Consider the following 19,570-nt stretch of genomic DNA (forward strand, 5'->3'; position numbering starts at 1 on the left):
CTACTTTCATGATCAGACTGATTCAGGAAACATCTGCAGACGACAGGATAAAAGCGCTATATGAAGAAGCATTTCCTTTGCAGGAAAGAAGGCCATGGCCGCTGCAGGAGCAACTGATAGCTGCCGGCAGGATACATATCCTGCGTATTACTAAAGAAGACCGGTTTGCCGGTTTTGTTTTCTTCTGGAAATTACCTGCTTTCAGCTTTATAGAGCATTTCGCTGTTGATCCGGCTTCCAGGGGCGGAGGTACCGGTACGCAGGTGATGAAGGAGATGGAGACGTTATTGGGAACAATTATCCTGGAAGTAGAACCGCCCGACACGGAACAGGCTATACGAAGAATACATTTTTACGAGCGGCTGGGGTATCATACATTCCCCGAACCCTATCAGCAGCCATCCTATTATCCGCCGCACCCTCCGCTGGATCTGCGGCTGATGCATAAGAACCTGCCTGCCACCGTGAATTTTGCTTTTGTCCGGGATCAGCTCTATGAGCTGGTTTATCACAAATAAAAAGTACGAATGATGATCCGGGCCCTCACAATATCATCTCACAAAACACTGTAATCTCCGGACATCATTCGTACTATATCATGATGGCTTATCCTTCGCGGCTGGGGCGGTTATCACCTCCCTGTTGTTGCTGGGACTGCCGTTGTTGTTGCTCCTGCGCTCTCTGCTGCTGTTCCTGTGCCCTTTGCTGTTGTTCCTGCATACGCTGCTGTTGCTGCTGTTGCTGCATTTGCTGCTGTTGTGCTCTTTGCTGTTCCTGCTGTTGCTGACGTTGTACCCTTTCTGCCTGTTGTTGCTGTTGTTGCTGTTGCTGCATCTGCTGTTGTTGTATCCTTTGCTGCTGTTGCTGCATCTGTTGGTCTCTTTGTACCCGTTCCGCCTGTTGCTGCTGCATGCGTTGCTGTTGCTGTATTTGCTGCTGTTGTACCCTTTGCTGTTCTATCTGTTGCTGTTGTTGTTGCTGTTGTATCCTTTGCTGTTGCTGCTGCATCTGCTGCTGGCGTATCTGGTCGGAATTATCTACCCTGGAAGGCCTGCTATAGCCGTTATTGTTACCCTGGTTGTTATCCATTACCTGACCGGGGCGCACCCGTCCATTGTTGTTGTTGCTATTATCCGTATTGCCCGGGAACCTTCCGTTGTTTATCGGCTGATTGCCATTATTGCCCGGAGTTACCCTGCCCGGACGATTGTAGCTGCCGTTATTATTGTTATCTACCGGTTGTACACCAGTGTTACCACCCGGGGTAACCCTGCCCGGACGGTTGTTAAAATTACCGTTGTTGCCGTTATCGGGCTGCACGCCGGTACCAGGATTTACACGTCCCGGACGGCTGTTATCGACAGACTGCACCGGTCTTGTGCGGTCAGCTTCACGGCCACGCTGGATAGCGGCAGCATCCGGCCGATAAATGCGCAGCTGGTTGTTTTCCACTCTGCCACCGCCGCCAACATTCGGTCTGTTGGTGTTTTCCACTCTCACCGGCCTTACTGCCATTCCGGAATAATTGGATACTTCATTGGCACTCGGGCCAGTGTATACCCTTCCGCTTCCGTACCTGGAGGAGTTGTTGATAACAGTGGTGTTATTGATGATGGTAACGTTACGACTGTTGTTGATATAGTAATTGTTGATCTGCGGACTGTTGATGTACTGTCGGGGTACGAATGTCCAGTAAGAGGCAGGGGAACTATATCCATATCCATACTGCGGCCCCATTGGTGCCCAACCATAACAATCGCCACCTGATCTCCAGCTTACCCATGCCGGACCCCAGTCATAACCCGGTACCCACATCCAACCCTGGTAATCATCGAATAACCAGCGGCCATAGTGGAATGCGGCCCAACCCCAGGCATAATCAGACGCCCAGGTCCAGCCGTAATCAGTATATACCCAGTGACCATTAGTTGCATACGGACGGAATCCGGGGCCTGCATTAGGTATCCAAACCCGGTCGTAACCAGGATAGGAGGTCCATCGGCCATACGGACTTAATTCGTCGTAAAATGAAACGGAAGCGTTTACCTGTACCTGCGGGCCCTGATTGTAGCCCTGGTTATACCCCTGATCATAGGTGCCATCATAAGCCGGGGCGTAGTAGGTAGAGGCACAACCTGCGAGGAATAATGGTATAAGTAAGAGAGATATTCCTGTATGTTTCAATAATGTGTTCATAACTCCTGATTTTTTGTCTTTTGAAATTAATATCAGACACCCTGGAAGAAATGAATGTTGTTTAGTAAAGTTCAGTTTATTTCAACAAGCATTTTTTTGATGGTCGTAAGAAAGATTTCGAAGGTCGTATGATTTTTAAATGTTAAAGGATATTGTTAAAATTTTTATAACGCTTTATGCTGCAGTCCAGCGTTATAAACAGTAAGACAAAAATGATTCCAATTTGTAAAACCCGGCAGTAGCTGAAGAAAGCGGGGGGAACGACAGAAAATGAAAACGCCGGAGTTACTGCTCCGGCGTTTGTACTTACACGGTATATTCACCCACTTTAGTGCCATCGTCTTTCAGCATCGTCAGTACCAGCCGGTGCTGGTCGGCCTTGATGCTGATCAGGGTACGATAGCCTTCTTTCGGGCCACCACCAATGATCAGCGGATATTCATGCTGTCCTTTTACAGGGGCATATACGCCGTACTGGTGAGTATGGCCACAGATCAGGATATCGATCTTATGTCTGTTGAACAGGTCGCCGAACATTTCCCGGCAATGCTTCACACCATGCCATTCGCCGGAGTGGTAGTGTGGAATGTGCATCATCACTACCTTATGTTTCGCTTTTCTGAAAGCCGGACTTTGCAATTGCTGTTCCAGCCAATGTGCCTGCTGTTCGCGGTAGGCGTCGAAATCAACGATGCCGGCATATACCGGGTGGTTGTCTTCTTTGTCTTCTCCCGTATCCAGTACAATCGCGGATACCGGCCCGATCGTAAAGGTAAAGTAGTTATGATGCCCTGGATTATCGAAGTACTGGTGCCATTCGCGTGCGTATTTACCGCGGGTTTCATGGTTACCTCTGACATACATGAATGGCGTATGCGTGGAAAACGTTTCACCACAGGGCGATAGCAGGTGATCGATGATTTGTTGTTCGTCGGATTGATAGTCGAACATATCACCGTTCAGGAAAACGAAGTTATAAGGATGCTGACCGTTCAGCCCTATCAGGTGCGGAATAGAGGCTGGCCGGTCGTGTATATCGTTGAGAATAAGCCACGACACCTCTTTTGCCTGCGGATCCGGCGCAGTAAAAGTATAAGTATCACTGGAGATGGTATCGCCATAGGTGAGCTTATAAGGTTCAAACTCCACGATATCCTTTGAAAACACTTTGTAGCTGTACTGTTTACCGGGTTGCAGGTTATCCAGCAGAATGCGGTGCAGCCGATTGTTGGCATCTACAAGTCCGTTGGTGACGCTGTGGGCTTTATTATTCAGTTGGCCGTCGGTGCCATATTCCACCCAGCTGTAACAGGGGCGGCTGGTGAGCCACATCACGGAAATGGCGTCGGGACCGGGATATTGGAGGTATGGTTTGCAGAGGAAAGAATGTGCGGTTGCAGCTGGCCGGGTAATGCCTGCGCTGGCGGCAACAGGTGCCAGCCCTGTCATGCCCAGCAATCCTGCTTTCGACAGGGTGCCGATGAAGGAGCGGCGGGATTGTTCACTGTTTGATTTTTTCATATGTGTATATTGTGCAATAGGTGAGTGGGATTAAAAATAGCAAAGCAATAAGGAAAAAGAGACTATTTTTATATGAATGGCCGGAATAAAATTATAGATAAAGAATATTAATAATTTGACAGGCTGTGCTATAGATTGCAGGGGAGTAAAAGTTTTATAACAGGAAGGCGGGTAGATATTGCTGTGGGAAAAGGTTTTTTTTCGTCGTTACTGTTTTGATATTCATCTATTAACTATTACCTTTGCGGCAAATTTCAGGAACTGTATGCCTATGCTGAGGTTTCTGTTCAACTAACATTTTAGTATTTTTTATAAACTGCTTTAAAAATATGCCTAACACAGGTAAGATCAAACAAATTATCGGTCCCGTGGTGGACGTGCATTTTGATGACAAGTTGCCCGAAATCTACAGCGCATTGGAAATTACCCGCGAAAATGGCCAGAAGGTAATCCTGGAAGTTCAGCAGCACCTGGGTGAAGACAGTGTACGTACTGTGGCAATGGACTCCACTGACGGTATGGTTCGTGGTATGCCCGTAGTTGATAAAGGCACGCCTATTAAAATGCCCGTTGGCGACCAGGTTAAAGGACGTTTGTTCAATGTGGTAGGTGAGGCGATCGATGGTCTGGGAGACATTGATACTTCAAATGGTTATCCTATCCACCGTGAGCCGCCTAAATTTGAAGATCTCGCAACTGAAACAGAAGTACTGTTCACAGGTATCAAGGTAATTGACCTGATCGAGCCATATGCAAAAGGTGGTAAGATTGGTTTGTTTGGTGGTGCCGGTGTGGGTAAAACAGTATTGATCCAGGAGCTGATCAACAACATCGCAAAAGGTTACGAAGGGTTGTCTGTATTCGCCGGTGTGGGTGAGCGTACCCGTGAAGGGAACGATCTGATGCGCGAAATGATCGAGGCAAACATCGTGAAATACGGTGATGAATTTAAAGAATCCATGGAGCACGGTGACTGGAACGTTACCGCTGTAGATAAAGAACTGCTGAAACAGTCGCAGGCTACCTTCGTGTTCGGTCAGATGAACGAACCGCCCGGAGCCCGTGCCCGTGTAGCATTGTCCGGTCTGACACTGGCAGAATACTTCCGTGATGGAGATGGTTCTGCAGGTGGTGGTCGTGATATCCTGTTCTTCGTAGATAACATTTTCCGTTTCACCCAGGCTGGTTCTGAAGTATCGGCGCTGCTGGGACGTATGCCTTCTGCGGTAGGTTATCAGCCTACACTGGCTACTGAAATGGGTCTGATGCAGGAGCGTATTACTTCTACCAAAAATGGCTCAATCACTTCCGTACAGGCGGTTTATGTACCTGCGGATGACTTGACTGACCCTGCTCCGGCTACTACCTTCTCTCACCTGGATGCTACTACTGTATTGGATCGTAAGATTTCCGATCTTGGTATCTATCCTGCTGTGAGCCCGCTGGATTCCACTTCCCGTATCCTGACTCCTGTCATCGTTGGTGAAGCTCACTATAACTGCGCACAGCGTGTGAAAATGATCCTCCAGCGTTATAAAGAACTGCAGGATATCATCGCGATCCTTGGTCTGGATGAGCTGAGCGACGAAGATAAGCTGACAGTATCCCGTGCACGTCGTGTACAACGTTTCCTGTCACAGCCTTTCCACGTAGCAGAGCAGTTTACCGGTCTGAAAGGTGTATTGGTACCGATCGAAGAAACTATCCGCGGTTTTAACATGATCATGGACGGTGAAGTAGACGAATATCCGGAAGCAGCTTTCAACCTGGTAGGTAATATCGAACAGGCTATCGAAAAAGGTAAGAAATTACTGGAAGCAGCGAATAACTAATTAAGTCAGTGATCCCGGCAACCCCGGGATCATTTACCCTTCACCATTTACGATTATAACATGCTATTAGAAGTATTAACACCAGAAAGAAAATTATATACCGGCGAAGTGTACGGAGTACAATTGCCAGGTATTGATGGTTCTTTTGAAATACTGGATAAACATGCGCCATTGATCGCAGCTCTCGGAAATGGTAAAATGAAAGTGATGACCGATAAAAGCCGTGCTGAATTTTATACTATCAGTGGCGGGTTTGTGGAAGTGTTGCGTAATAAGGCTACCGTACTCGTAGAAGGCGCTGTAGCAGTGGAAAAATAAGCATACCAGCAAAAATAATGACCAGGGGCCGGGTAGGAATACCCGGCCTTTGTTTTTGTCCTAACTATTCCAATCTTAGAAGACCCGGCCCCCGACAAGACTATCCACCGGGATTTCCTCGTTATTCATTATGCACAATAAATTACTCCCACGGCTATACGGAATAGCCGCTGTAACTATATGTACATCAATAAACAGCCGACTGTACGACTGTATATATACCTAATGAATATTCCTTGATAATAACGCTGCTGATCAGGTAAAACTCTGGTTCCGGTCTATAGAAGGGGCAAAATATTTCTCATAGGTTTTGGCCTTCATAGGTGTATTCTTATCTGTATTTAATTACCTGAACGGGTTAGGTAATTGCCCGTTGTTTAGCAATTACTTTAGCAATATATCTAATTTGTTTTAAATAAACGGCATTCATGTTGTTCATTTTTTGTTACAAAAAACGAACACAGCCGATGTGCTTCTGTTTCAGATTATTAGTGCTAATTAAGCGAGGGATCTATCGGATAATTTGCCATCATGGCAAAGGTGCTGCCAAGGTTTTTCAACGCTTGCTGCCATATTTGCTGTTCCTGCGGATTAAATACAAGAGAGGCATCAGTTTGCGACAATATCCAGGATTTTTCCTTTACCTCCTCTTCCAGTTGTCCTTCCGTCCACCCGGAATATCCTATAAAAAATTTAACCTTATCCGGCTCCAGCAGCCCCTTGTTCAGGGCATCCACCACCTGTTCAAATTTACCGCCCCAAAACACGCCTGGCAACACTTCCATGCCTCCGGTAATAATCTCCGGATAACAGTGAATAAAATGAACGGTATCCATCTGCACAGGCCCACCATAGTATACTGGTATATTGGAAATCAACACTTCAGGAACAAGATCTCCCAATGTCTGGTCAAATAACTTATTGATAACAAAGCCAAAACTGCCTTTTTCCTGGTATTCACAAAGAAGCACCACTGTACGGGCAAAGTTCGGATCTTTCAGAAACGGATCAGCTATCAGCAAAATGCCGGGCGACAAACTAACCATAGTCATACAATTTTATAGCTAACCAAATTTAGCTAATAAATGATTGAATTGTAGTGATAAAAAACGAGTGGGAAAAAAGTAAGGAAAATAAAAAAGGAGGCTAGAAAACCTCCTTACCATTTTATCAACCAAAATCTAAATCGCTTATGGAACGAATCCACATCGATGTATGTAGAAAGTTTAATTACTTTGTTATGATCTTGAACTAATCAAATTTAGTACCAAGATGCTGAAGCAAAGGTAAGGAAAGATGCAATAAGAAAATCAGCGTCGCCCAGTTAAAATTACGTTAAAGTGATGGTCGATTGCTGGAATTCAGTATGGATGCAGTATTCCGCCCAGAATTTTGTATCATAGTTGCTATAGCAAGAATATTTTTTAACATTATTTAATATTTCCCTAACCTTATCTTTGAAAGAACTAAAGTCTGACAAAAAATTTGCATGATACCACTCAAAAAGATCTTCCCCGTAATTGTAATACTGATCACACTCTCCCTCTTCGGAATCATCTATATACAGGTAAGCTGGATCCGCAGCGCCATGCTTATCAAACAGGATCAGCAGTTTCAACGGGCCGTCAACATGACAACGGATGTCTATAATGAGATCATAGCCCGTACTCAGGCTGGTGTTGTGTTTCGGCTGGATAATCCCGTGAACAAAGGTCTGCCCTTCGATATTAACACTAAAATAAGCCCGTCGCCTAGCGATATCCTTAATGTAAATGAATTGAGGCGTTATATCCTGAACAGTATGAGGAAAAACCGCCTCGATACGTCCAACTTTGAGTTCGCTATCGTTCGCAATATTCCCGATGCTCCTAACCTTGCTGCGATCAGGCTGCAGTCGGCCGGATTTGAAAAGCTGTTCCATATCAACAGCATCGACAGCGCCCGGGCACAGGAGAAATATAAAGTACAGGTAATCCCGCTGGCATCACCATCAGACCCCTATAACCCGAGAACAGAAAGCCTGTATATCATCATGGCAACAGACGATACCGTGGCCAGGCAGCTGGGAATCATGATCACCGGTGGGGTACTCTTTACCATGATCATTATCACCGCCTTTGCCCTGACCATCCGAACGATGCTGAACCAGAAAAAGCTCTCGGAAATCAAGTCAGACTTCATCAACAACATGACGCACGAGCTGAAAACGCCGCTGGCAACTATTTCACTCGCAATAGACGCTATCCGGAACGAAAAGGTAATGTCGAAACCGGAAAAGATCCAGTATTTCTCCGGTATCATCAAGGAAGAGAATAAACGCATGAATAAACAGGTGGAGAGCATTCTGCAATCAGCTCTCCTGGAAAAAGACGAGATCGGGCTTAAACTGCAGGCAACGGATGTACACCAGGTCATTCAGAATACGGCCGACAATCTGCAACTGCAGCTCGCTGCCAAAAATGGCGTGGTGGACCTGGAACTGGATGCTATTAATCCGATCATCATGGCCGATGATGTACATTTCTCCAATGTGGTCTTCAACCTGATAGATAATGCCATCAAGTATTCCAACGATAACCTGGAGGTCAGGATTCAAACCTATAACACCCGCAAAAGCCTGTTCATCATTATATCAGACAATGGTATTGGGATGAGCCGCGATACTATTTCACGTATCTTTGAAAAATTCTATCGCGCACATACCGGGAATGTCCACAATGTAAAGGGCTTCGGCCTGGGACTTACCTATGTAAAGGCGATAGTGGATGCTCATAAAGGAAAGATCAAAGTAGATAGTACACTGGGTAAAGGCAGCAAGTTTACGCTCGAATTTCCCCAGGAATTGGATAAAGTATAAAGGGCAGCTATATGATACTGAGTGAAAAAGAGATACAGCATTTTAAAAATCCGATCGCTGTTCCCGGACTGGGACTGGACATGCAGGAGAAACTGAAGGAATCCCGCGTGCTGGTGGTGGGTGCAGGTGGACTGGGAAGCCCGGTGATTCAATATCTCAGTGCAAGCGGAGTAGGCGTACTGGGAATTGCTGATTATGGCGTGATCAACGACGAAGATATGCACCGGCAGCCGGTTTACCAGATGCAGGATATCCGTAAACATAAGGCGAAAATGGCCGCCAGCAGGCTGTGGGCAGTGAATCCCTACACGAAGCACTATCCCATCCTGATGCAGGTAAAGCCTGAAACCATCGCTATGATGCTGGTGGGATTTGATATGGTCATCGACTGTTCGCAGCATCCCCCCACTCACCTGGTTATTAACGATGCCTGCCTGGTACATAATAAACCTTACATCACCGGAGAAGTGCATAACTGGCTGGGCTGGTTCGGTGGCTTCAATATGCCGCAACCGGATGGCTCTTATACAGCTTCTTACCGTTGCGCTTTACCGCTCACGGAAGAATACCGCAATTTCGACGCAGGCGCCATCGGTGCTACCCACGGTATCCTGGGCATGCATATGATGGGTGAGGCATTGAAATATCTGATTGGCGTTCCGGCCGGGATCGCCGGAAAACTGTATGGTATCGATTTTCTGCACAACAATACGCAGGTGCATGAACTGCAGCCGGATACTGCGGCTATTGAAGCCGTGCGTGCTGCGGGCATACTGACCGCCGAAGCATATGGACTGGAAATAGTGCCGGACGTGGAGGATTAGGCATTCACCGCCAGCACCGTCTTGGAACCGATCTTCAGATCATGTTTCATTCCGAGTTTCAGGGAGTAGTTGGCATCCTGATGTCCGCTGGAGAAGCCGAAGCAAACAGGATAATCGTATTCCTGCACCAGGTTGCTGATAATTTCGTATTCGGTTTGTCCAAACGGGGTATCGGTATCTTTACCGTCTGTAAAAGCGCCTACTACCAATCCGGCGAGCTTATCGAGCCAGCCGGCCCTTTTCAGGTTATACATCATACGGTCTACATGATACCGGTATTCTCCGATATCTTCCAGCAGGAGTATTTTATCCCTGGTATTAATCTGCGAACGGGTACCGGAAACATTTGCCAGCATCGAGAGGTTACCACCTACCAGTATTCCGGAGGTTTTACCTTCTTTGTTCAGCGGATGTGAGGGGGCGGAATAACGGTAAGGTTTTCCTTTCAGCACGTTCGCCAGGCTTTCCACATATTCATTATCGATAGTGGTTGGTGTAATACCACTGCAGTTCATGGAGTGAATAGTGGCAATACCCAACTGTCGTTGCACATGCGCATGCAACGTGGTGATGTCGCTGTAGCCACAGAGCCATTTGGGGTGTTTACGAAAACGGGTGAAATCCAGCTTGTCGATGATACATACCATTCCGTAGCCGCCACGGCCGAAAACAATCGCTTTAATTTCAGGGTCGTCCAGCATATCCTGTAGTTCCTCCAGCCGGAGTTCATCAGGGGCTGAAAAATTATGGAAACTGGTACCCACTGTAATGCCCATATGTACACGGTAACCCCAGGAGCTCAGCACGCCGCGGGCGTACTCCGCAGCCTGCAGATCCATTTTACTGCTGGAACAGGTAATTCCGATCAGATCACCTTTTTTCAAATATGGCGGAATTTTTACCATTGTACCTTTTGTTTACCTTTGCGGATTAGTTAGCGTAAATTGTTTTATTCGCGGACTAAGGTGATAAATTGTTATGGTGATTCCAAAAACTATCGACGATTTAAATTTTATTTAAGCATTCTTTAAGAGAATATGGGAAAATTTAATAGATATTTAATAACTGCGGCATTACCCTATGCCAACGGCCCTGTGCACATAGGGCACCTGGCCGGTTGTTACCTGCCTGCAGATATTTATGTACGTTATCTGCGCGCTAAAAAGGCAGATGTAAAATTCGTATGCGGAACTGACGAACATGGGGTGCCTATCACTATCAAAGCCATGAAGGAAGGCGTGAGCCCGCAGGATGTGGTAGACAGATATCATAAGATCATTGGCGACAGTTTCGCTGCCATGGGTATTTCTTTCGATATATTTTCCCGTACCAGTAACGAAATTCATCATAAAACATCCCAGGAATTTTTTCTGAAGATGTATAACGACGGGCTGTTCGAAGAGAAGGAATCGGAACAGTATTACGACCCGGAGAAGAATATTTTCCTGGCCGACAGATATATCATGGGTACCTGCCCCAAATGTGGTAACGACAAGGCTTACGGCGATCAGTGCGAGCGCTGTGGAAGCTCGCTCAGCCCTGATGACCTGATCAACCCGCATTCTACCCTCAGTAATGCAGTACCGGTGAAGAAGAAAACCAAACACTGGTACATGCCGCTGCAGAATTATGAACCGTGGCTGAAACAGTGGGTACTGGAAGAACATAAAGAGTGGAAAAATAACGTATACGGACAATGCAAAAGCTGGCTGGAAAGCGGATTGCAAAGTCGTGCTATGACCCGCGACAGCAGCTGGGGCGTTAAAGTGCCGTTGCCCGATGCAGAGGGAAAAGTGCTGTACGTTTGGTTCGATGCGCCTATTGGCTACATTTCCGCCACTAAGGAACTGACAGAAAACTGGGCTGACTACTGGTGTAAAGACGATACCAAACTGGTACACTTCATCGGTAAAGACAATATCGTTTTCCACTGTATCATTTTCCCGGCTATGATGAAAGCTCACGGGGGCTTTGTACTACCGGACAATGTACCTGCGAACGAATTCCTGAACCTGGAAGGGGAGAAAATTTCTACTTCCCGTAACTGGGCTGTATGGGTGAACGATTATATTCAGGATTTCCCGGATCAGCAGGATGTATTGCGTTATGTACTTTGTGCTACCGCGCCGGAAACAAAAGATAACGACTTCAGCTGGAAAGATTTCCAGGAGCGCAATAACAGCGAACTGGTAGCCGTTTTCGGCAACTTCATCAATCGTGCAATGGTATTGATGCACAAACTCTGCGGAGGAAAAGTGCCTCGTTTGCATGAAGAATTCAAGAGTGAAGACGATCGGGCAATGCTGGCAGAATTCATTCCGGCAAAAGAAAAGATTGAAACCAGCCTGGAAAATTACCGTTTCCGGGAAGCACTCGCGGAAGTGATAGAGTTTGCCCGAAAAGGTAATGGCTACCTGCAGAAATGCGAGCCCTGGATACTGGTAAGCATACTTGAGAAGTTGAATGCCGGAGAACAGCATCCGAAATATCCTGATTACACCGAAAAGGATATCCCGGCGTTGCAGGCACGTATCGACAACTGTCTGCATATTTGTTTGCAGATGGCGGCTAACCTGGCGATCTTCTCTCATCCGTTCCTGCCTTATACCGCCCGTAAGATCTGTCATCAGCTGAAAGTGGTAGACCGTATGCTGGAATGGGAAAATGCCGGTAGCGAGAAGTTATTGAACGTGGGCTATTCGCTGCGTGCACCTGAACTGCTCTTCAAGAAAGTGGAAGACGCACAGGTACAGGCAGAAGTGGAAAAACTGCATGCACGCCGCCGTGAAGCGGAAGCCGCTGCGGCCGCAGCAGCCGGAACCGTGGCTCCTGTTGTGGAAGCAGCTCCTGCCAAACCGGAAATACAATACGAAGATTTCGTGAAGCTGGATCTGCGCGTAGGCACCATCGTTAATGCTGAAAAAGTGGAAAAAGCAGACAAATTGCTCAAATTGCTCGTTGATATAGGTACAGAAAAACGTACTGTTGTTTCTGGTATTGCTATGCACTTCAAACCGGAAGATATTATCGGCAAACAGGTTACGCTTGTAGCAAATCTTGCTCCACGCAAGATGCGCGGTATCGAAAGCCAGGGCATGATCCTGATGGCGGAAGATAATGGCAAACTGGTGTTTGTAAATCCGAATGAAAACGTTGCATCGGGTAGTTCGGTAAGCTAGTAGTTCATATCAGCTGATAGCTGGCAGGAGAGAAGAGATGAATGCAGTATTTCATTTCTTCTCTCTTTTTTATTCAAAAAACTATTACAGAAATCATCCCTCTGTTGCTGATCGAAATACAAAAAATGCTAAATTCAATGATCAGTAAACTTAAAACCGCTGTGTCCTTACTAAAAGCGCTGGTCAACAGCTAAAAAGCTACTACTATGCTTCATATTAACAAGGTTGCCGTTCTAGGCTCGGGTGTAATGGGATCAAGAATTGCCTGCCACTTTGCAGGCATTGGAGTACAGGTGTTATTGCTGGATATCGCTCCAAAGGAATTAAATGATGCAGAAAAAAAGAAGAACCTGACGCTGGATAGTCCCGTTGTGAAGAACCGGATTGTAAATGATGCGTTGCAGGCTGCCGTTAAATCAAATCCATCGCCGCTCTTTACCAAAGATGTGCTCAGGAATATAAAAACGGGCAATTTCACGGATGATATGAAGCGCCTGGCCGACATGGACTGGATCATCGAAGTAGTGGTGGAAAACCTTGATATAAAAAAATCCGTATTTGATCAGGTGGAAAAATTCCGCAAACCGGGCACCCTGATCACTTCCAATACCTCCGGGATTCCTATTCACCTGATGACAGAAGGCCGTAGTGATGATTTTAAGAAGCATTTCTGCGGTACTCACTTCTTCAACCCTCCCCGCTATCTGCGTCTGCTGGAAATTATCCCTACTCCGCATACAGATCCGGCAGTGATCGATTTCCTGATGCACTACGGCGATTTGTATCTCGGTAAAACCACCGTATTATGTAAAGATACACCGGCATTTATAGCTAACAGGGTAGGCGTTTTCTCTATCATGGCCATTTTCCATATTATGCAGGAAATGGGGCTGGGCATCGATGAAATAGATGCGCTGACAGGCCCCGTTATCGGCAGGCCTAAATCCGCCACCTTCCGCACTGCAGATGTAGTAGGTATAGACACGCTGGTGAAAGTAGCCAAAGGCGTGATGGACAACTGCCCCGAGGATGAAGCAATTACTATTTTTAAAATACCTCCCTTCCTGCAGAAAGTAGTGGAGAACAATTGGCTGGGCGACAAAACAGGACAGGGATTTTATAAGAAAACCAAGGGCGAGGGCGGTAGTAAAGAGATCCTTACGCTGGACCTGCAGACCATGGAGTATGGGCCAAAACAAAAAGCGAAGTTCGCCAGTATAGATGCCGCTAAGCCGGTGGAAGACCTGAAACAGCGTATTAAAATGCTGACAGCAGCTTCCGATAAGGCCGGTGAATTCTATAAGCAATTCCATGCCTTCCTGTTTTCGTATGTTTCGCACCGCATACCTGAAATAGCAGACGACCTCTATAAAGTGGATGATGCCATGAAGGCCGGTTTCGGCTGGGAAATAGGTCCGTTCGAATCCTGGGATCTGCTGGGTACAGGCGAGTATGTAAGCCTGATCGAACAGAAAGGGCTGACAGTGGCACAATGGGTAAAAGATATGCTGGCAAAGGGTATCAGCAGTTTTTATAAAATCGAGAATGGGAAAAAGCTGTATTACGACGTGGCTACACAGGCTTACAAACCATTGCCTGGGGAAGGACAGTTCATTATTCTGGAAAACTTCTCCAAAAACGTGGTGTGGAAAAACAGTGCCTGTAGCCTGATCGATATTGGTGATGGAGTAGTTTGCTTTGACTGGAAAACCAAAATGAATACAATCGGTGGGGAAGTGCTCGACGGTTTGAATAAGGCGGTAGACCGCGCGGAGAAAGATTTCCGTGGCCTTGTGGTTGGTAATGAAGGAACTAATTTCTCTGCCGGCGCTAATGTAGGAATGATTTTCATGCTGGCAGCAGAGCAGGAATATGATGAGCTGGATATGGCAGTACGCCTGTTCCAGCGCAGCACGATGCGACTGAGGTACTCATCTGTTCCCGTGGTAGTGGCGCCTCATGCGCTCACCCTGGGCGGCGGCTGCGAGATGTGTTTGCACGCCGATAAAGTGCAGGCAGCGGCTGAAACCTATATCGGACTGGTGGAATTGGGCGTAGGCCTGATCCCGGGCGGTGGCGGTACCAAGGAAATGACCCTGCGTGCCAGCCTGGAGTTTAAAGAGGGACGCATTGAAGAAGAGCCGCTGAAAGATTACTTCATGACGGTAGCTACCGCGAAAGTAGCTACTTCCGGTTTTGAAGGATTTGATATGGGGGTGCTGCGCAAAGGGCACGATGAAATCACCATGAATAGCAGTCGCCTGATTGCCGACGCGAAACGCAGTGTGATAGCGCTGGCAGATGAAGGGTATACCCGTCCGGTTGAAAAAACAGCTATCAAAGTACTGGGTCGTGGTGCGTTGGGAGCGCTGTTGTCTGGCATTTACGCCATGAAGTTTGGTAACTATATTTCCGAACATGATCAGAAGGTGGCCAACAAGCTCGCCTATGTGATGTGCGGAGGTGATCTTACTGAAACATCACTGGTGAGCGAGCAATACCTGCTTGACCTCGAAAGGGAAGCTTTCCTGAGCCTTTGTGGAGAAAGGAAAACCCTGGAACGCCTGCAAAGCGTGATTAAAACGGGCAAGCCTGTACGAAATTAATAGAACTCATTTTTAAACGCTGGAAATGTAGTGAAGATTAGCCATAAGATCATTCGCTGCATTTCCTTTTTTTTCGGTAGTGTCAGTCTTATCCTTACATAATATTTCCAAACGCTTCGGCGCCGTACAGGCCCTGGCGGATGTATCTTTCGAGGTGCCTCCCGGAAGTGTATTCGGAATACTGGGGCCAAATGGTAGCGGAAAAACCACTTTGCTCGGCATTGTAACCGATGTGTTGAAAGCGGATACCGGCCACTTCACCCTGTTGGGGAAAACTCCTGATGGTGGGGTACGGCGCCAGATCGGCACGTTACTGGAAACACCAAATTTTTATCATTACCTCAGCGGATATAAGAATCTTGAAATTGCAGCTGCCATAAAAGAGCGGGGAAAAGAGGATATTCCCCGTGTACTGGAGTTGTGCGGGCTAACCCACCGACAGCATGCGGCGTTCAAAACCTATTCCCTGGGCATGAAACAGCGGCTGGCGCTGGCATCGGTACTGTTGGGCAATCCTGATGTGCTGATCCTGGATGAGCCCACCAACGGCCTTGATCCTTCCGGGATTGCTGAAGTGCGTGAACTGGTACAACACCTGGCGCAAACGGGGAAAACCATACTGCTGGCCAGCCACCTGCTCGATGAAGTAGAGAAAGTATGCACACATGTGGCCATCCTGCGTTCCGGAAAACTGCTGGTATCAGGCGCGGTAAGTGAGGTAATCAGCCGGAATGATTATGTGGAAGCAGGAGCCGCCGATAATCAGCAGTTACTTGCTGTAATACAGCAGTACCCGGGTTGTACCGGTGCTGCCATTCAAGGCCCGGTGGTGAGAGCAATGTTTGCGGCTGCTCCCGATGCCGCTGCCATCAACAGTTTCTGTGCCCGGCAGGGCGTCTGGCTGCAACATCTGCAGGTACGGAAGAAAAGCCTTGAAACTGCATTCCTGGAAATCACTAATATTCCCCCGGCTTCATGAAACAGATCATCTATATCGAATGGCTGAAAGTAAAGCAGTACCGTACCTTTTGGGTAATGCTGATATTGGCGCTGGCCGTGATACCAGGTGGTAATTTCATCGTTGCCAGCAAGTTCAATGAAAGCCCCAAAGAGTTGAGTAAGCTTCTGGGCAATCCTTTCAGTTTCCCGGATGTGTGGCTGACAACGGCTGTTACCAGCAGTTATATCTCCATCATGGGTGGTTTGTTGCTCATTATCCTGGTAACAAATGAATTTACCTACCGCACGCATCGGCAGAATATCATAGACGGCTGGGACCGGAAAGATTTTGTACTGGCCAAGTTGTTCTGGCTGGTATCTGTTGCCGTGCTGACATTAGTGGTAGCTACGCTCAGCGGAGCCGCTATCGGCTGGATATACGGCAATACATCATTCAGTCTGGAGGGCTACCAATACATGCTTTATTATTTCATGCAGGTGCTGGTGATGCTGACAATTGCACTGCTATTGGGAATATTGTTGAAAAGAGCAGGGCTGAGCATTGTACTGTTCCTGGCCTACAATATGATGCTGGATCAGGTGTTGTCTTTTTTAATCAAGAAAAGCGCCGGGAAGATAGGCGGCCTGCTGCCGCTGCAAAGCGGTGATGAACTGCTGCCTTTTCCGCTGGTAGGTAAAATGATAGCAGTGGACGACCAGTACGATACCCAGGTATATGTAATCGCAATGTTCGCTTACATCGCGTTAGGGATCTGGCTGGTTTTCCGGAAAATGCTTAAGTCGGATCTGTAGAATTATCTATATATTTCACATTCTTTTAAAGCGAAATGTGTGAGAGAGAGCTTAAATTTGTTAAGCCAAGCTAAAAGAACGAATTATGGCTAAAAAAGAGCGTGTTATTCTTGTAACGAACGATGATGGAGTTACAGCGCCCGGAATAAGGGCTTTGATTGAAGCGGTGAAGCCTTTGGGAAAAGTGGTGGTAGTGGCGCCGGACAGTCCGCAATCCGGAAAGGGACATGCCATTACGATTGGTGTGCCGCTCCGGTTAAATCAGGTAGATATTTTCGAAGGTATTGAAGCCTGGCAATGTTCCGGTACGCCGGTGGATTGTGTGAAACTGGCGAGGGACAAAATACTGAATGGTCAGAAACCGGATATCTGTGTGAGTGGTATCAATCACGGGGCTAATCATTCTATCAACGTGATCTATTCCGGGACGATGTCGGCCGCCATGGAAGCTGCTATTGAGGGGATCCCTTCTGTTGGTTTCTCTTTCCTCGAATACAGTTATGATGCTGATTTCTCCCTGCCCCGGAAAGTAGCCCATGAAGTAACCAGGAAGATGCTGGAGGGTAAATTGCCTGCTGGTTCCCTGTTGAATGTGAATATACCGATAGTAGGGGAAAAAGATTTCAAAGGACTGAAGATCAGTCGCCAGGCGGATGCCAAGTGGGTGGAAGCATTTGATGAACGCCGCGACCCGCACGGGAAAAAATACTACTGGCTCACCGGTGAATTCCAAAACCGCGATTTTGGCGAGGACACAGATGTATGGGCATTGGAAAATAACTACGCATCCGTAGTGCCGGTGCAATTTGACCTGACCAACTATTCGCTGAAAAAAAAGCTGGAAGAGGAATGGCGCTAAGCTATGCCTACCGCTAAACGCAAACAAGTATGTTAAAGAAAGACAATCTCCCGTTAGGAATTTTACTGGGGTTTCTGACCCCGGTGGTAGCCTTTTTTCTATACTATTTCTTCGTGATCAGGCCGCATAATAATGTGAGCTTCGGACAGTTTCTGGGTATCCTGAAAGATAACCGCCAGATGATTCCTAAACTAACCAGTATTTGCCTGTTATTGAACGGACTGGTGTTTTTCCTGTATACCAGGGTAAGACTGGATATTACTGCAAAAGGGATCTTTCTGATGACCATGCTGTACGCCATTGCTATCCTGTTACTCAAACTCATCAGATAATTTTTAATCAGTATAATATTGAAATATTACATTATTGCAGGAGAGGCCTCAGGTGATCTGCATGGCAGTAATCTTGTAAAACAGATCAGGCAGCTGGATACGGCCGCGGATATACGCAGCTGGGGCGGCGATATGATGGAGGCAGCCGGAGCCAAAGTGGTGAAGCATTACAAGGAACTGGCTTTTATGGGTTTTGTGGAAGTGTTGATGAACCTGCGCACTATCCTGAAAAATATAGATAATTGTAAGAAAGATATCACAGCGTTTAAACCGGATGTACTTGTGCTGATCGACTATCCGGGGTTCAACATGAGAATAGCTGAGTGGGCCAAATTACAGGGACTTAAAATCGTATATTATATTTCTCCGCAGGTTTGGGCCTGGAAAGAAAACAGGGTGACCAGGCTGAAGAAAAGCGTGGATAAAATGCTTTGTATCCTTCCGTTTGAACCGGCATTTTATCACAGATGGAATTACGACACTGAATATGTAGGCCATCCGTTGGTGGAAGTAATCAAAGCGGCCAAAGAAGCACCTGCAGATCCGCCGTTGTCTGATAAACCCATCATCGCTGTATTGCCAGGCAGCCGCAGGCAGGAAGTGAGTGTAAAGCTGCCCATCATGCTCACGATGGCAAAGCATTTTCCGGACTATCAGTTTGTAGTGGCCCAGGCGCCCAGTTTAGATGACCATTTTCTGGAAAGCCTCACCGGTCAGCATCCCAATGTGTCGATGGTAAAAGGACAAACCTATAAACTGCTCCGGCAGGCTAAAGCTGCACTGGTGACTTCCGGCACAGCTACCCTGGAAACAGCTTTATTTGGCGTACCGGAAGTGGTTTGCTATAAAGGGAATCCCATCTCCTATATACTGGCAAAAAAACTTATCAAAGTAAAATACATCTCTCTGGTAAATCTTGTAATGGATAAACTGGTAGTGAAGGAACTGATCCAGCACGATCTGACAGAAGCCAACCTGCTGAAAGCACTGAACGCATTATTGAACGATGAGATTACTATTCAACAGGTAAAAAAAGATTATGCTGCCCTCTGGCATCAGCTCGGGGAAAAAGATGCATCCCGCCGCGCCGCCCAGGTAATTTATGAATATGCCATCAGCTAATGCTTTTTGATCAGCCTGATGATCATAATAATCACTGCTATGACGAACAGTAGCAGGGATATCCTGTTCATCCCATGCATCATGGCCACATAACGTGTTTTTGGTGCATTGGGATCTTTCCTGCCTATATAGAAATACCGCAATATTTGTTGCCAGATACTTTTCATATCTC

17 protein-coding genes are annotated in these 19,570 nt (G+C 46.9%); 12 read left to right on the forward strand and 5 right to left on the reverse strand.

The annotated features are described in order from the left end of the window. Positions 1–8 precede the first annotated feature (8 nt). The gene (locus UNH61_RS00760; protein ID WP_326990193.1) at positions 9–518 is read left to right on the forward strand and encodes a GNAT family N-acetyltransferase; all 510 of its coding nucleotides are present in this window, start codon (positions 9–11) and stop codon (positions 516–518) included. A gap of 88 nt (positions 519–606) precedes the next feature. Here UNH61_RS00760 and UNH61_RS00765 read toward each other — a convergent pair whose 3' ends face one another. Continuing rightward, on the reverse strand, positions 607–2,196 hold the full coding sequence (locus UNH61_RS00765) for a DUF6600 domain-containing protein (RefSeq protein WP_326990194.1): 1,590 nt from the start codon (positions 2,194–2,196) through the stop codon (positions 607–609). A gap of 306 nt (positions 2,197–2,502) precedes the next feature. Then, positions 2,503–3,717 (reverse strand): FN3 domain-containing metallophosphoesterase family protein, encoded by a 1,215-nt coding sequence (locus UNH61_RS00770; RefSeq protein ID WP_326990195.1) that lies wholly within the window; start codon positions 3,715–3,717, stop codon positions 2,503–2,505. Between the two features lie 329 nt (positions 3,718–4,046). On the opposite strand from UNH61_RS00770, the gene atpD reads away from it, so the two are divergent. Both atpD and atpC read left to right on the forward strand, forming a co-directional pair. After that, positions 4,047–5,549: a F0F1 ATP synthase subunit beta gene (gene atpD / locus UNH61_RS00775; protein WP_326990196.1), complete on the forward strand. Its 1,503-nt coding sequence runs from the start codon at positions 4,047–4,049 to the stop codon at positions 5,547–5,549. Between the two features lie 60 nt (positions 5,550–5,609). Then, positions 5,610–5,867: an ATP synthase F1 subunit epsilon gene (gene atpC, locus UNH61_RS00780; RefSeq protein ID WP_326990197.1), complete on the forward strand. Its 258-nt coding sequence runs from the start codon at positions 5,610–5,612 to the stop codon at positions 5,865–5,867. 494 nt (positions 5,868–6,361) lie between these two features. Here atpC and UNH61_RS00785 read toward each other — a convergent pair whose 3' ends face one another. Further along, positions 6,362–6,919: a YqgE/AlgH family protein gene (locus UNH61_RS00785; RefSeq protein ID WP_339070609.1), complete on the reverse strand. Its 558-nt coding sequence runs from the start codon at positions 6,917–6,919 to the stop codon at positions 6,362–6,364. A 437-nt stretch (positions 6,920–7,356) separates the two neighbouring features. Here UNH61_RS00785 and UNH61_RS00790 point away from each other — a divergent pair, with 437 nt between their 5' ends. Beyond that, on the forward strand, positions 7,357–8,724 hold the full coding sequence (locus tag UNH61_RS00790) for a HAMP domain-containing sensor histidine kinase (protein WP_326990199.1): 1,368 nt from the start codon (positions 7,357–7,359) through the stop codon (positions 8,722–8,724). An 11-nt stretch (positions 8,725–8,735) separates the two neighbouring features. Further along, a complete protein-coding gene (locus tag UNH61_RS00795; RefSeq protein WP_326990200.1) occupies positions 8,736–9,548 on the forward strand; it encodes a HesA/MoeB/ThiF family protein in 813 nt (270 codons plus the stop codon). Here UNH61_RS00795 and UNH61_RS00800 read toward each other — a convergent pair. Next, complete coding sequence (locus UNH61_RS00800; protein ID WP_326990201.1) at positions 9,545–10,432, reverse strand: LD-carboxypeptidase; 888 nt, start codon at positions 10,430–10,432, stop codon at positions 9,545–9,547. The two genes, UNH61_RS00795 and UNH61_RS00800, sit on opposite strands and share 4 nt — an antisense overlap. Positions 10,433–10,585: 153 nt before the next feature. On the opposite strand from UNH61_RS00800, the gene metG reads away from it, so the two are divergent. From metG to lpxB, 7 genes are all read left to right on the forward strand, one after another. Then, a complete protein-coding gene (metG, locus tag UNH61_RS00805; RefSeq protein WP_326990202.1) occupies positions 10,586–12,727 on the forward strand; it encodes a methionine--tRNA ligase in 2,142 nt (713 codons plus the stop codon). A 206-nt stretch (positions 12,728–12,933) separates the two neighbouring features. After that, entirely contained in the window at positions 12,934–15,333 is a 2,400-nt protein-coding gene (locus UNH61_RS00810) for a 3-hydroxyacyl-CoA dehydrogenase/enoyl-CoA hydratase family protein (protein WP_326990203.1), read from the forward strand. 79 nt (positions 15,334–15,412) lie between these two features. After that, positions 15,413–16,312: an ATP-binding cassette domain-containing protein gene (locus UNH61_RS00815; RefSeq protein WP_326990204.1), complete on the forward strand. Its 900-nt coding sequence runs from the start codon at positions 15,413–15,415 to the stop codon at positions 16,310–16,312. Beyond that, positions 16,309–17,085 (forward strand): ABC transporter permease, encoded by a 777-nt coding sequence (locus tag UNH61_RS00820; RefSeq protein WP_326990205.1) that lies wholly within the window; start codon positions 16,309–16,311, stop codon positions 17,083–17,085. The genes UNH61_RS00815 and UNH61_RS00820 overlap by 4 nt, the downstream gene beginning before the upstream one ends. 85 nt (positions 17,086–17,170) lie before the next feature. After that, positions 17,171–17,944, forward strand: coding sequence for a 5'/3'-nucleotidase SurE (gene surE, locus UNH61_RS00825; RefSeq protein ID WP_326990206.1), 774 nt, complete (start codon positions 17,171–17,173; stop codon positions 17,942–17,944). A 29-nt stretch (positions 17,945–17,973) separates the two neighbouring features. Beyond that, positions 17,974–18,276 (forward strand): hypothetical protein, encoded by a 303-nt coding sequence (locus tag UNH61_RS00830; RefSeq protein ID WP_326990207.1) that lies wholly within the window; start codon positions 17,974–17,976, stop codon positions 18,274–18,276. A gap of 18 nt (positions 18,277–18,294) precedes the next feature. Then, positions 18,295–19,398, forward strand: a complete 1,104-nt coding sequence (gene lpxB, locus UNH61_RS00835; RefSeq protein ID WP_326990208.1) for a lipid-A-disaccharide synthase — start codon at positions 18,295–18,297, stop codon at positions 19,396–19,398. On the opposite strand, the gene UNH61_RS00840 is transcribed toward lpxB, so the two are convergent. Beyond that, a complete protein-coding gene (locus UNH61_RS00840; protein WP_326990209.1) occupies positions 19,395–19,565 on the reverse strand; it encodes a DUF6728 family protein in 171 nt (56 codons plus the stop codon). The two genes, lpxB and UNH61_RS00840, sit on opposite strands and share 4 nt — an antisense overlap. Between the last annotated feature and the right edge of the window lie 5 nt (positions 19,566–19,570).

This window comes from Chitinophaga sp. 180180018-3, assembly GCF_037893185.1.
Lineage (GTDB): Bacteria > Bacteroidota > Bacteroidia > Chitinophagales > Chitinophagaceae > Chitinophaga.

What these genes read in the sequence shown, in the direction of transcription:
- UNH61_RS00760 (WP_326990193.1), top strand. Translation starts at nt 9, where the DNA reads ATGATCAGACTGATTCAGGAAACATCTGCAGACGACAGGATAAAAGCG.
- UNH61_RS00765 (WP_326990194.1), bottom strand. Translation starts at nt 2,196, where the DNA reads ATGAACACATTATTGAAACATACAGGAATATCTCTCTTACTTATACCA.
- UNH61_RS00770 (WP_326990195.1), bottom strand. Translation starts at nt 3,717, where the DNA reads ATGAAAAAATCAAACAGTGAACAATCCCGCCGCTCCTTCATCGGCACC.
- atpD (WP_326990196.1), top strand. Translation starts at nt 4,047, where the DNA reads ATGCCTAACACAGGTAAGATCAAACAAATTATCGGTCCCGTGGTGGAC.
- atpC (WP_326990197.1), top strand. Translation starts at nt 5,610, where the DNA reads ATGCTATTAGAAGTATTAACACCAGAAAGAAAATTATATACCGGCGAA.
- UNH61_RS00785 (WP_339070609.1), bottom strand. Translation starts at nt 6,919, where the DNA reads ATGACTATGGTTAGTTTGTCGCCCGGCATTTTGCTGATAGCTGATCCG.
- UNH61_RS00790 (WP_326990199.1), top strand. Translation starts at nt 7,357, where the DNA reads ATGATACCACTCAAAAAGATCTTCCCCGTAATTGTAATACTGATCACA.
- UNH61_RS00795 (WP_326990200.1), top strand. Translation starts at nt 8,736, where the DNA reads ATGATACTGAGTGAAAAAGAGATACAGCATTTTAAAAATCCGATCGCT.
- metG (WP_326990202.1), top strand. Translation starts at nt 10,586, where the DNA reads ATGGGAAAATTTAATAGATATTTAATAACTGCGGCATTACCCTATGCC.
- UNH61_RS00810 (WP_326990203.1), top strand. Translation starts at nt 12,934, where the DNA reads ATGCTTCATATTAACAAGGTTGCCGTTCTAGGCTCGGGTGTAATGGGA.
- UNH61_RS00820 (WP_326990205.1), top strand. Translation starts at nt 16,309, where the DNA reads ATGAAACAGATCATCTATATCGAATGGCTGAAAGTAAAGCAGTACCGT.
- surE (WP_326990206.1), top strand. Translation starts at nt 17,171, where the DNA reads ATGGCTAAAAAAGAGCGTGTTATTCTTGTAACGAACGATGATGGAGTT.
- UNH61_RS00830 (WP_326990207.1), top strand. Translation starts at nt 17,974, where the DNA reads ATGTTAAAGAAAGACAATCTCCCGTTAGGAATTTTACTGGGGTTTCTG.
- UNH61_RS00840 (WP_326990209.1), bottom strand. Translation starts at nt 19,565, where the DNA reads ATGAAAAGTATCTGGCAACAAATATTGCGGTATTTCTATATAGGCAGG.